Annotated in this window: 11 protein-coding genes; 6 read left to right on the forward strand and 5 right to left on the reverse strand. The window is 38.9% G+C overall.

Features of this window, described 5'->3' with window-relative positions:
- Positions 1-79 precede the first annotated feature (79 nt).
- Together PKC21_07660 and PKC21_07665 are read right to left on the reverse strand one after the other, a co-directional pair.
- Entirely contained in the window at positions 80-1141 is a 1062-nt protein-coding gene (locus tag PKC21_07660) for a hypothetical protein (GenBank protein ID HMR25213.1), read from the reverse strand.
- 70 nt (positions 1142-1211) lie between these two features.
- Positions 1212-2516, reverse strand: coding sequence for a replication-associated recombination protein A (locus PKC21_07665; GenBank protein ID HMR25214.1), 1305 nt, complete (start codon positions 2514-2516; stop codon positions 1212-1214).
- Between the two features lie 103 nt (positions 2517-2619).
- Between PKC21_07665 and PKC21_07670 the strand changes: the two genes are divergently transcribed.
- From PKC21_07670 to PKC21_07680, 3 genes are all read left to right on the forward strand, one after another.
- Positions 2620-4707 carry a gliding motility-associated C-terminal domain-containing protein gene (locus PKC21_07670; protein HMR25215.1) on the forward strand — a complete coding sequence of 696 codons (2088 nt, stop codon included), beginning with the start codon at positions 2620-2622 and terminating at the stop codon, positions 4705-4707.
- Positions 4708-4801: 94 nt separating this feature from the next.
- Positions 4802-5287 (forward strand): acyl-CoA thioesterase, encoded by a 486-nt coding sequence (locus PKC21_07675; protein HMR25216.1) that lies wholly within the window; start codon positions 4802-4804, stop codon positions 5285-5287.
- A gap of 269 nt (positions 5288-5556) precedes the next feature.
- Positions 5557-7683: a hypothetical protein gene (locus PKC21_07680; protein HMR25217.1), complete on the forward strand. Its 2127-nt coding sequence runs from the start codon at positions 5557-5559 to the stop codon at positions 7681-7683.
- Positions 7684-7692: 9 nt separating this feature from the next.
- Here the strand turns inward: PKC21_07680 and PKC21_07685 are convergent, their stop codons facing one another.
- Positions 7693-8181 (reverse strand): hypothetical protein, encoded by a 489-nt coding sequence (locus tag PKC21_07685; GenBank protein HMR25218.1) that lies wholly within the window; start codon positions 8179-8181, stop codon positions 7693-7695.
- Positions 8182-8284: 103 nt separating this feature from the next.
- Here PKC21_07685 and PKC21_07690 point away from each other — a divergent pair, with 103 nt between their 5' ends.
- Positions 8285-8941, forward strand: a complete 657-nt coding sequence (locus tag PKC21_07690; protein ID HMR25219.1) for a hypothetical protein — start codon at positions 8285-8287, stop codon at positions 8939-8941.
- Positions 8942-8958: 17 nt separating this feature from the next.
- Here the strand turns inward: PKC21_07690 and PKC21_07695 are convergent, their stop codons facing one another.
- Positions 8959-9135 (reverse strand): hypothetical protein, encoded by a 177-nt coding sequence (locus PKC21_07695; protein HMR25220.1) that lies wholly within the window; start codon positions 9133-9135, stop codon positions 8959-8961.
- Between the two features lie 230 nt (positions 9136-9365).
- On the opposite strand from PKC21_07695, the gene PKC21_07700 reads away from it, so the two are divergent.
- Positions 9366-9911 carry an outer membrane beta-barrel protein gene (locus PKC21_07700; GenBank protein ID HMR25221.1) on the forward strand — a complete coding sequence of 182 codons (546 nt, stop codon included), beginning with the start codon at positions 9366-9368 and terminating at the stop codon, positions 9909-9911.
- A 134-nt stretch (positions 9912-10045) separates the two neighbouring features.
- Here the strand turns inward: PKC21_07700 and holA are convergent, their stop codons facing one another.
- The gene (holA, locus tag PKC21_07705; protein HMR25222.1) at positions 10046-11032 is read right to left on the reverse strand and encodes a DNA polymerase III subunit delta; all 987 of its coding nucleotides are present in this window, start codon (positions 11030-11032) and stop codon (positions 10046-10048) included.
- A 30-nt stretch (positions 11033-11062) separates the two neighbouring features.
- On the opposite strand from holA, the gene metG reads away from it, so the two are divergent.
- Entirely contained in the window at positions 11063-12604 is a 1542-nt protein-coding gene (metG, locus tag PKC21_07710; protein ID HMR25223.1) for a methionine--tRNA ligase, read from the forward strand.
- The last annotated feature ends 6 nt before the right edge of the window (positions 12605-12610 follow it).

A 12610-nucleotide genomic window follows, 5' to 3' on the forward strand; every position in this document is an offset into this window, starting at 1 on the left:
ATGCAGCCGAGTGCATAGTGGGGTGAAAAAAGCAAAACCACGTTTTGCTTTAAACATACTTTTCAGTCAATACAAAAATCTACTTACAAACAGGATGAACAAAAATATCATCTGCAGAAAGGGTAGAGATGGTGTCAAGTAGTAAGTCCTTGAAGCCTATGGAGTGTGACTCCCCTATCATTAATTGAATGTAAGTCACTTCATCAGATGTATCATCATGGGTGTTGATTTCAGATAAAAGGTGCTTAACAATATTTGCCCAATGATAATTACGCCAAAGAATGGTATATTTAATATAATTTTCTGCTTCGTTTGGATATTGATTAAACAGTGCATGACTGTATGTTGGATGCATAGATTTTACCATATCAAAATAAGGATTCATGTTTTTAGGATAGGTTTTCTTGGATTGGGCAAGAATTGTTAAAAATTCTTCCATCTTAGTTTTAAGAAAAGTGATTTCTCTTTTGGCATCATCAAGGGCTTTTTTAAGATTAATACCAGTAAATTTTTGTCCATTGGGGTATTGCCCTTCTTCAAAAGAGTAGTTTTCTGATGAATATTGATTGAGTTTATCAGAAAAATTTTTATTATAGAACTCAACCGTAGTTGGGTCTTTACCTTCTAAAAAAGTAGATTGAATGAGTTCCCATTGAGAATGCAACAATTTTTGAAAATCAGATGTCATTGGATCACTCAAAGGCATAATTAAATTATTAGGAATTTCGTCTAGGTTGGCCATGGTTTTTATCTCGTTTTCTAGGCTTTGAGATTGACCAGTCATAAAGAAAATAACTTTAGCAAGTCCACCCAAGGCAAGAATTTTTGGATCTTCTAAGCCAATGATTGATTTTGTATCATCATTGATAATTTGATCACGCAATTCGAAAAATTCAGCATTAACAATAAATGTATCTTTAAGCCGTCTGTTTTTCTCCCAAATAAAACCATCTACCGCGACGTAGTAATTTTCATGATCAAGTGCAAATGCCATATGATCATGTTTTACTCGTTTACAAGTAGGTGAATGGCGTTCAGGGAAAATTTCTACAATAGTTCTTGAAAAGGCATTGTGCGCAGCAAACAATCCTAGGATAAGAAAAATAAAAACTTTACTTTGCTTCATAACATAATGACGCATAGCATTTACTGAAGATGAATGCAAATATAAGTTTACGGTTTTTGGATTAAGTTATTACTCTTAGGATTATTTATTTTTGCCGGAGTTTTTTTAACTGTTCTAAACGTTCAATTAAAGCAGTTTCTTGGCCTTGTGTTTTACCTTCATAATACACCTTATCTTTTAGGGCTTCGGGTAAGCAAGTCATGTTGGTTGTTGCTTCAGCATGATTGTGCGCATATTGATAGCCCTTGCCATAGTCTAAATCTTTCATCAACTGTGTTGGGGCATTTCTAATGTGCAAAGGCACGGGATAAACTTCACCGGATTTTAAATCTTTTTGTACTTTTTTGTAGCTTGCGTACACCGAGTTAGATTTTGGAGCAGCACTCAAATAAATCACCAGTTGGGCCAGGGCCAGGGCGCATTCAGGCATGCCCAAAAAGGCACAGCTGTCTTTGGCTGCAATGGCTAAAGTTAAAGCTTGTGGGTCAGCATTACCAATGTCTTCACTGGCAAAACGAATGAGGCGTCTTGCAACATACAAAGGATCATCGCCAGCTTCAAGCATATACGCCAACCAATACAAAGCGGCATCAGCATCGGAGTTACGGATACTCTTGTGTAAGGCAGAAATAATATTGTAATGTTGCTCTTGGTTTTTATCATACAAGAGCGTCTTTTTTTGAATGAGGCTGGCCAGTTTTTTTTGATTGAGCGTTTCATCTTTTTTTAAAGCATGCAAAGCTGTTTCAAAAATATTAAGTGCATAACGGGCGTCGCCATTGGCCAAGTGTGCTAAATACGGAATGAGATCATTGTCAACGCGATTAGCAAATACATGCAAAGCCTTATCTTCTTTTATGCAGCGTTTAAGTAAATATTCAATTTGTTTGTCATTAAGAGGAGGCAAGGTGAAAACTTGCAAGCGGGAGAGCAAAGCCGCATTGATTTCAAAAGAGGGGTTTTCTGTGGTGGCTCCCACTAAAATAATTTCACCCCGTTCAACAGCAGGTAAAAACGCATCTTGTTGTGATTTATTAAACCTATGGATTTCATCCACAAATAAAACACAGGCTTGGCCATAATCTTCAAAACGTTTTTTGGCCCGGGCCATGACGTCTTTGATTTCTTTGATACCTGAGAGTACTGCTGAAAAAGATAAAAAGGGCAATTGACAAGAGCTGGCCAAAGCTTTGGCCAAGCTGGTTTTGCCACAGCCCGGCGGCCCCCATAAAATAAAAGAAAAAGGTTTTTGTGTGAATTGTTCCAGCATGCCTTGGCGTTTGAATAAGTTTTCAAGCCCCAAAAAATCATCCACAGTTTTAGGACGCATGCGCTCTGCCAAGGGGGACTTTTCAGAATGTTGGTCGGCAAAAAGGCTGTTGTTCATCATGGCTAGGTACTATAGATGATATTTGCCAGAAAAAGAAGGGTCAAAAAATCAGTTAAATTTGGGCTTGCATTGCGTTACGTTTTATTGATACAGTGCGTCCATTATGTGGGGAAAATTATTTTTATTAAGTCTAGTATTTATTTCAACGGCGTTTGGGCAAGTCAATAATATAGAGCCTATTGCGTGCGGACAAGATTTAGACGCCAATGACAATTTTGATACCGAGTACAGCCGTTATTCCTTTGTCCATCCGGCAGGTATGGCCAAACATTATGATTTTTCATTGCATGCTTATTTAGTCCCAACCTTTGTTAGGGTGAGCAAGAATGATGAAGAGTTGTTTTATTTTTGGTGGGGACCAACATGTGAGGAGAATGGCCCTGGAGATGGGAGCTCAAGCGGCAATTGTATGAAAGGTCCATTGAAAGCGGTCTATGATGGTGTTGGTTTAACAAGCACAAGTGCATCAGAACTTGCAGCAAATGGTGGGTTAACCATAGATAATTATCCTGTAGGTTTCAACGAAGCAGCTTTTGTCCCCATTCCACAGCCATGGTCTCCTGAGCTACAACAACACATGAGTTTGGGTACGTTTTTACTGGAACTCAACCTTCCGGCATCTGAGACTTGTGACGCTTATAAAATTGAGCTTATTGCCTACCAGTTTTTTACATTTCCATACTCGAGCCGTGTAGCTCTGGACTGTCAAACTACAGGATGTCCTACACAGATCCCTGCTGAAAGTATTGTTATGGAAGATAAACCATGCGGAAAAGAAATCGGTTTTTGTGGTGATACCAGCAACATTTTTTGGATTGCTCCCAATGGCAGACGTTACGATGATGTCAACTATGTGGCCCAGGAATCGGGAATCCATCAATACAATGTTGAATACCCTGGGTGTCCTGTGGTTACAGGTGAACTTGAAATTGATGTGAATGCCGTACAAGATCCAGTAGGATCATTTGAACTTGAAAGCAAACGCTACAACTGTATTGGTGGCACAGGGTTGATTACTTTGGAAGAGGCCCAAGGCCTTAACTATCCTATAAATATACAGTGGTATCAAAACAATACGCCGCTTGAAAACACCGGTAATTGGAATGCTTTTGAAGTTCCAATCAATGATGCGAGCAATTTGCCAGGATACAGAGCAACCATAACAGACAATCAAGGCTGCCGTGTGGAAAGAGATATTGATTTAGAATTCTCTACCCCACCCACGGCAACCGCTGATGGAAACTTATGTACAGGAGAGGATGTGCAAATTCATACTGAGCCCAGATGGTGGAATTTAGATACAACGTATCATGATAATGTAGAGACTTCTTGGACTCGACCTGATGGTAGTACACAGGATACCAATGTTCTTAATGTTGAACTGTCAGATGCAACCGAAGGAGAGTACACGTATACCATGACCTTTGATCGTGCTGGATGCACAGTGTCTAATACCTATGATCTTCAAGGCAGTGATATGGAAGCCAATATCGTTTCACCAGGACATCTCTGTGAAAATGAAGGCTTTGCCACGGTCAATGTGACCAATGCTGAAGGTGAAGTGGTTTATGAGTGGAGTAATGGAGAAAGTACTCAAGGTATAGAAAACCTTTCCCCGGGTCATTATACGGTTGAAGTTACGGATGATAAGGGTTGTACTGTTGAAGATAGAGTCCATATTACAACAGCCAATTATAAAGCAGAATTTAAGGTTCCAAGTTCGTGTCCTTACCCTTTGAAACCTGTGGTGGTTGTCACTCGTGATAATTATCAGGTTAGACAAACAGCACTTGATATAACAGCGGAAGACCTAGGGCAGGTCACCTTGTTAGAATATCAGTATGCAGGCTGCCAATTTGAAGAAGAGTTAGAGATGCCGGATCGCCTGTATGCCCATCCAATTTATATTCCTAATGCCTTTAGTCCTAATGGTGACAACATCAATGATGTTTTTAAAATATACAATGATGAACGCCCAAATATTCATATTGTTTCATTTGAAATTTATACACGCAAAGGCGATTTGTTCTATCGTGAAGTGGATAAAGCTTTATCAGAAATAGAAGGATGGGATGGGGGTCAGCAAAATGGAAGACCTGCCAATACCGGAGCTTATGTTTATAAAGTTGTTCAGCAAGTAGAAGGCTGTGATGAGCAAATCCATTCAGGAATTGTGAATCTTATAAAATAATAAACAAGGGGGTTACTTTTGTACTCAAAAATTAAAAATACAAAAGTAACCGGCTACCTTTTAGAAAAACCAAAGCAATGATACAGAAAAGTTTATGTCAGAACGATTAAGCAAAGCGCCAAGAGAATCTTATGTAGAAATGATCCAGCAAGTATTGCCTGGGGATACCAATCCTTTAGGGACTGTTTTTGGTGGAAAAGTGATGATGTGGATTGATACGGCTGGGGCTGTAGCAGCCATGCGTCACGTCAGAGGCAATGTGGTGACAGCCTCCATTGATAAAGTGGATTTTCATGCTTCTGGCCATGTGGGTGATATCATGGTTTTAAAAAGCAAAGTCACGTATACGGGCAGAACATCGCTTGAAGTCAGTGTAGAGGTTTTGGCAGAAAATCCAAGAACCGGGAAAAGACAATTAACCACGGATGCATTTTTAACGTTTGTGGCCATTGATGAGAATCATAGACCTATAGAAGTTCCAGAATTAATTCCGGAAACTGAAGAAGAACAAAGAAATTTCGCCCAAGGCAAAGCCCGCAGAGAAGCGCGCAAAAAAGCCGAGAAGATGCAAGCTGGATAAGCGAGTCTGCTTTATGCAGGCGAGCCCACGGGGATGAAAAAACAAAACCACGTTTTGTTTTTGAAGGGGGCGTGAGCCCCCTTGTAAAAGAGAGCGAAGCGGGAAAAGCCGAGAAGATGCAAGCTGGATAAGCGAGTCTGCTTTATGCAGGCGAGCCAAGGAGACGGAAAGTAAGCTATACGTCAAACTTTTCTTATCAATACATTGCGTTCCAAAATGGATATGGTATTTGCACCAAATAAATACAGTTTTAAGTAGTTTGGAGATCTATGCCCGTTAAAAAACCGTTTATCATGGTGCTTGTCGCCTTCTGTTTATCAAGCTTGATATCATGTCTTGGTTTTCAGGTTGTTCTCGACCAATTCAATCCTCAAACAGATGTCAACATATCAGTGCACTATCCCAATAGCAATGCGGTGACCTCGGCATCAATGCTTGTTGTAAGAGGCAGCTTAGAAAGCGATGGCCTTGTGTCAGAATTTGTCCTTGGTGGTGTTGATGTCCAACCCTTGGCAGCAAACTATGCACTCTGGGAAGTTTCTTTGCCTCTTGATTTGGGAAGTAATAATTTTGATGCACATGTTGTATTACAAGATGGAAGCCAATACGAAGAACAAAATTTTGTTACTCTTGTCAGGTCAGAGGTGTTTTTGTCTGCGCAAAACATGGTCTTTGACAGCAACCAAAATACACTCTACGTTGCTGATGCAACATTAAGGGCAGTTGTCAGGGTTAATACAAATACAGGGCATAGAGAGGTTTTTTCTGCTTTTGATGCGGGTACAGGGGACAACTTTACATTTCCAGTAGGGTTGGCCGCAGATTTTTTAAATGATGTATTGTTTGTCAGTGACCGAATCAATAATGCGGTTTATTCAATTGATATAAGTTCTGGTAATCGAAGTGTTTTGTCCAGCAGTGCGGTTGGAACAGGCACAAACTTTTTATTTCCTGCTGGGCTTGCATTTGATGCCAGCTTGAATCGGATTTTGTTATTAGATACTTTTAACGGTGCAGTTTTTGCTATTGATGTAACTACAGGAAATCGAAGCGTACTTTCTAGCAGCAGTGTAGGAACAGGCACCAATTTTTCTCAGCCAAATGATATTGCATTTGATGCCACTCATAATCTTGCATATGTTGTGGATGCTTCACTCAATGCTGTCTTTACCGTTGATTTAACCAATGGCAATCGAACAATACTATCAAATGCTTCAACCGGTCTTGGACCCAATTTGATGGGAAGCAATGGATTGGCACTTGATGCAGCAAACAACCAACTTTTAGTTGCGGATACTGCGCAAGCAGCATTGATTGCTGTCGATATTGTATCAGGCAATCGAACTATTGTATCAGACAGTTCAGTTGGCTTAGGTTTAGATTTTACGGCACCTGTAGATGTGGTACTTAACCCAAGTGACATCAATCAGCCTTGGGTGGTTGATCGGGACAACAACATTATTTACTCAGTGAGTGTTAGTAACGGTGACCGTACACTTGCATCTCAAGCCAACCTTGGCAGTGGACAAAACTTGGATTTTATTGAGGCAGTTGAATTGGATTGGGTCAACAATAGGGCTTATGTCTTAGATCGTTTGGCACATACTTTATTCAGTATTGATTTAAATACCGGTGACAGAACAATTGTATCAAGTGATAGCGTTGGTGTAGGGCCCAATTTTACCAGCCCAAATGATTTGGTTTTAGACTTACCCAATAATCGTGCTTTTGTGTGTGACAATAGTTTAGATGCTCTGTTTGTTGTGGATTTGATCACCGGCAGTAGAACCATTATTTCTGATAGTATGACAGGTACAGGAAGCAATATAGCATTGCCTTTTGGTATAGCTTACAATGAAAACAACAATACCATCTATCTGGTCGATCGAATTCTTCATGCGGTTTTAGCCATTGATGTGCTTACCGGTAATCGAAGCATTGTTGCTGACGCATCTACGGGGTCAGGAGATGATTTTAGTCAAATGACGGATATTGTTTACAATTCCAATAATGATAGGCTTTATGTTGTTGACTCTTTGCTTGCTGCAATTTATGAGCTTGATCCAATTACCGGTGATAGAGTGGTTGTTTCTAGCAATAGTGTGGGTACTGGAAGTTCATTATCGACAACTGAAGCAATATCTCTCGATGCTGATAATGCAAAAATCATCGCCTTAAATTCAAATGACGATTTGATTGTATCGGTGGATATGGCAACAGGTAACCGGACCGATATTGTTGATGTTAATGACCGTTTTGGTCCAGTTAATCTTATTTTATCGGATATTGTTGTTGATCCCGTTCATCAGAGGGCCTTGTTTATTGGCTGGAACAGTCTCAAAGCATTATTTAATTTAAACTTAGATAATGGTGAATTTGTTTATGTGAGTAAATAAAATTCAAATTTAAAACTTAAAACCAAAACCCAATAACCACTCCATAGTGATTGGGGTGCCACTGGCACCAGCTAGACTGGTAAAGAAGTTAATATCACTGGAGACTTCATAATGATCACCCAGAGGTAAAACAATCCCTGTTCCTAAACGCATATCCAAAGTGTTTTGATTTTCAAGCCGACCATAACCAAGACCCAATAAACCATGAAATGATGCAGGGCCAATATATAAGTAATCATAACGTAGGCTAGGAATCATTTGAAAACGAAAGTTATCCCCAACGCCTACCAAGGTTAAAAAGTTTACACCCATGTTGTAACCCATTTCATAATCAAACTCACCACCAACGCGTAGTTGATCTTCCCAGTTTTGGACATTAAAAGCTGGGCCCATTTTAATTCGCAAAGAATAATCACCAGGAGCAGAAGTCATTTCTGCTTGAACAGATGGGACAGAGAAAAGAACAATAATCAGTAATGCAGCAATTTTTTTAAACATACTACATTTATATTGCGCAAGGCTACGCGCGTCAATGATTTTCTCAAAAGGTACGGCCTTACTTTTGAGATTGGCAAAATTTTTGCTTCGTAGGTTAAACCATATGCCAAGAAAACACCTTATAAGAGTAGCAGAGTATCCGTATCACGTGTATGCACGTTCCAACAATAAAGAATGGTTTTATATCCCTATTGACGAAGTTTGGTTTTTGGCCGGACAAGTTTTAAAAACGGTTACTGACGTTTATGATGCCAGAGTACAGGCGTTTGTTTTAATGAACAATCATTTTCATATGGTGTTGTGGACACCTCAAGCTAATATAGATGCAATAATGAATTATTTCATGCGTGAAATGAGCAGAAAAATTGCCTATAGAGCAGGCAGAATCAATCATGTTTTTGGTGGACCCTATAAATGGTCACTGATTGCAACAAGCTTGCATCAAGCCATTGTTTATAAGTATGTATATAGAAATCCAGTTGTGGCCAACTTAAGTGAAAGTGTTTTAGATTACACATACTCAAGTCTAAGGTTTGTTAAAAAAGAAACAGAAGCATTATTTCCTTTGTTTGATGACTATGAAGGTAAACTTGCCCAGGAGATACCCAAGAACTTTAAAAAAAGAATTGATTGGTTGAATAAGCCATTCAATAATAAACAAAACAAGCTTATTGAGACCTCATTGCGGAGAAAAGAGTTTAGTTTTTCAAAAAGCAATACTTTAAAAACGGTTGTACGTTCACTCGTGACTCAAAAGTAAGGCAGTACCTTTTGAGATTATATTTCTGTGGTCCAGACGCCGCGCTCAGTGGTGCTTTTGTTTTTTTCACTGAGTTCATCTTCTTCACGGGGTTCATAGGCTGGCATATCAAACTGCGGAATATAAAGAGGAATCGGTTCAAATTGTTCTTTTGAACGTTCTTGTTCTTCTTTTTGTTTAATGATGTGATTCATAAACAACCCCTTTCTAAAGTGTCTTGCTATATTATATTGCAAATTAAAAGCCAAAAACGGCTTTTGTTAAATGCTATAATTACAGACACTTATAAGGTAATCACCGGGACATTGCGGTCAAGGGGTAGCTTTAATTCAGCCTAGGTGCGCAAAAAGTGTCACTATGCCAGCAACGTAAAGGGAGTAAATTTTCTTTGCTTTTGACTTAAAAATAAAATAGAAAGCTAAGCATGATGAAAAATAAATTCTTTTTAACAGTTCTTTTAGGCATAGGTTTAGTTAGCTTCACAGCAAAAGCACAAGAAAACAATGGCTTTCACGTGGCGGCAGATTTAAACTTTGGTGTTGGTGTGGCCGCAGATAGTGGTGAAACTGATTCTGATACAGGTGTTGGTGTTAGCTTAAGAGTAGGATATCAACTGACAGATGAATGGATTGGTATGCTAGACTTGTTTACAACCGGCTATTCAAAAAATGACGTTAACACAAGCAATAACGGATTTATGTTGGCGGGCCAATATTATTTGCAAGACAATGCTTACATTAGACCTTCTATCGGTTTATCCAAAATAAAATTTAAAACGGATGTTTTAGGAACCAGTGTCTCAGCAGAAACTGACCTTGGTTTGGCTTTAGGGTTTGCCGGTGGTTATGAGTTTCCTGTGAATGAATTTTTGGTTGCAGGTCCAACAGCTAGAGTGATTTATAACAATATTGCTGACGGTGGAACCTTTTGGAATTTTTCTGTGGGTGCAGAAATTAAAGCAACATTCTAAATACAAAAATTAAAAATACTATAAACTAAAAAAGCCCGCTTATGCGGGCTTTTTTATATGTAGCGGTAGTTTAGGGTTTACTTTCTCTAACAAGCTTTAAAAATTATTGGCACAGGTAAATGTTTTTATACAGATTAAAGGTTAAAAATAAATTGTTCCAGTTGCCAGCGAGCGGGAACGGGGCTGGATTTAAATTGTGTATCTAGGTGATTGAGCTGTGTAAACACTTGGTACAATTTCTGACCGGATAAACGTTTTGCTTGCTGTAAATATTTTTTAACAGTGAAGGGGGGAATCCCAGCTTTTTTGGCTATGCTGGCAGGGGGGCTGGCTGCAAGAGTTTTGCAGAGCATAAGAATACGGGTATGTCTAATCAGTAAGCTTAAAACAACCAAAGGATGGTCACCCTCTTGTAAAATGAATTTGAGTGTTTCAAGAGCAGCAGGTTTTTTTTGTTCAAAAACCAAATCAATCAATGAGAAAAGATCTTGTCCACTGGACTGTAAAACAACCTGATGAATGTCTTCTGCGTTTACTTGGTTTTGAGGATGTTTGTACAAGGCAAGTTTTTCTAGACTATGAAATAGCTTTGCTAGGTCAGCTCCAATATAATCCAGTAAAAGAGTGGCTGCTTGTGGATCAAGACTTAAGTTTTTTTCTTGGCTGAATTGCTTTAACCAAGAACTCATTTCATGAATAGAGGGTTGAGGACATTCTTGTAAAAGCTTGTGTTTTTGCAAAAGCTTGGTCAGTTTTTTGCGTTTATCCAGCTTGGGGGCAAAGACAATAATTTGGGTAAAATCAGACGGTGATTTTAAGTAGCTTTCCCAAATTTTGCTATCCTCTTCTTTAAAATCCTTGTTTAAATAGACCTTAAACAGTTGTTTGGGGGCCATCAAAGCAAAGGTGTTGGCTTGATCAAAAATGGTTTTCCAACCGTCCTGTTCAGCATTAAAATTGACTTCATTAAAGTCACCCATTTGTGCCAAGCTTTGCTTGGTTTTTTGATATTCAAGGTTTTGTAAAAAGCGGTTATCGCCAAAAAGAATGCGTATGGGAGGAGGGGTTTGCACAGCATTGTGATGCCTGTATTTATGCAATATTGCAAGGAGAATTTGCATTTGCTGATTCGCTTGGTGTAGTAAGAGCCCATGAAGCGTTTTTACATGACCACCCCTCTCTATTATGTCAATGATACTCCCCATATAGGCCATGCCTATACCACAGTGGTAGCAGATATTTTGACCCGTTATCATCGTTTGTATGGCAATGAAACTTTGCTGTTAACAGGAACAGATGAACATGGGCAAAAGGTACAAAAAGCAGCCTTGGCAGCCAACAAAGACCCTCAAAAGCATTGTGATGAGATGGCTCAGAACTTTACGCAAATTTGGCAAGAGTTAAACATTGATTATGACATTTTTTATAGAACCACAGCCACTGATCATAAAGCGGTTGTGCAAACATGTTTGCAAGAATTGTTTGATAAGGGAGAAATTTACGCCAAGGAATATGAAGGTTGGTACGCGCAAAGTGAAGAAGTGTTTTATACAGAAAAAGATTTGGTTGATGGTAAAAGTCCGCAAGGCAATGACGTAGAAAAAATCACAGAACAAAATTATTTTTTTAAAATGTCAGCCTATCAAGATCAATTGGTGGATTACATTGAAAGCCATGATGATTTTATTTTACCCAAAAGTAAAAAGAACGAGGTTTTAGGCTTTTTAAAAAAACCTTTGAATGATCTGTGCATTAGCCGTCCCAAAGAGCGTTTAAGTTGGGGAATAGAGTTACCCTTTGATAAAAATTATGTCACCTATGTTTGGTTTGATGCTTTAATTAACTATGCTGCAGCAGTTGGACTAAAGCAAGATGAACAACAAGAAACATTTAAACAGTGGTGGCAGCGTCCCAATGGTGCCATTCATTTGATTGGTAAAGATATTTTGATGACGCATGCTGTGTATTGGCCTACCATGCTGATGGCATTAAATGTGGACTTACCCAAAACCATTTTTGCCCATGGCTGGTGGTTAACAAACAATGATGAAAAAATGAGCAAATCCAAAGGCGCGGTGGTTAAACCCTTGGATATGAAAGATATGGTAGGCGTGGATGCCTTACGTTATTTTTTAATCAGAGATATTCGTTTGGGCAATGATGCGCAGTTTTCTCAAGACTTGGTGGTGACTAGAATCAATACGGATTTGGCCAACAACTTAGGCAACTTACTTAATAGAGTCAGTAATTTGGTGAGCAAGTATTTTGATGGCAAGATGCCAGCCATGCAAGACTTGAGTGAAGAAGAAAAACATTTAAAAAATAAAGTCTTGGCCTTAAAAGCTGAAGTGAAAACTTTAATTGATGATATGGCTCCAGATCAAGCCGTGGCAAAAATCTTTGATGTATTGACCTTGGTGAATCAGTATGTGGATGAAAAAGCGCCATGGAAAATGGCCAAAGAAGACGTGTCTGCAGCGGGGCATGTTTTAGGGTTTTGTATAGAAACCATTAGGGTCTGTGCCATTTTGTTACAACCGGTGATGCCAGAAAAAATGCAAAATCTTTTTTGTAGACTAGGTGTAAAAAATACAAATATTGATCAAGCAGAACAATTTTCAGTGCTCAATACGGATGTGAAAATTGAAAAGGCAGACCCCTTATTCCCTAGAATTGATTTGCCAAAAAATTAAATTTAA

Source organism: Oligoflexia bacterium (assembly GCA_035326705.1).
Classification (GTDB): Bacteria; Bdellovibrionota_G; JALEGL01; order JALEGL01; family JALEGL01; genus JALEGL01.

Coding starts and splice junctions, on each gene's coding strand:
- PKC21_07690 (HMR25219.1), top strand. CDS start 8,285: ATGCCAAGAAAACACCTTATAAGAGTAGCAGAGTATCCGTATCACGTG.
- PKC21_07665 (HMR25214.1), bottom strand. CDS start 2,516: ATGATGAACAACAGCCTTTTTGCCGACCAACATTCTGAAAAGTCCCCC.
- holA (HMR25222.1), bottom strand. CDS start 11,032: ATGCAAATTCTCCTTGCAATATTGCATAAATACAGGCATCACAATGCT.
- PKC21_07685 (HMR25218.1), bottom strand. CDS start 8,181: ATGTTTAAAAAAATTGCTGCATTACTGATTATTGTTCTTTTCTCTGTC.
- metG (HMR25223.1), top strand. CDS start 11,063: ATGAAGCGTTTTTACATGACCACCCCTCTCTATTATGTCAATGATACT.
- PKC21_07695 (HMR25220.1), bottom strand. CDS start 9,135: ATGAATCACATCATTAAACAAAAAGAAGAACAAGAACGTTCAAAAGAA.
- PKC21_07670 (HMR25215.1), top strand. CDS start 2,620: ATGTGGGGAAAATTATTTTTATTAAGTCTAGTATTTATTTCAACGGCG.
- PKC21_07700 (HMR25221.1), top strand. CDS start 9,366: ATGATGAAAAATAAATTCTTTTTAACAGTTCTTTTAGGCATAGGTTTA.
- PKC21_07660 (HMR25213.1), bottom strand. CDS start 1,141: ATGCGTCATTATGTTATGAAGCAAAGTAAAGTTTTTATTTTTCTTATC.
- PKC21_07680 (HMR25217.1), top strand. CDS start 5,557: ATGCCCGTTAAAAAACCGTTTATCATGGTGCTTGTCGCCTTCTGTTTA.
- PKC21_07675 (HMR25216.1), top strand. CDS start 4,802: ATGTCAGAACGATTAAGCAAAGCGCCAAGAGAATCTTATGTAGAAATG.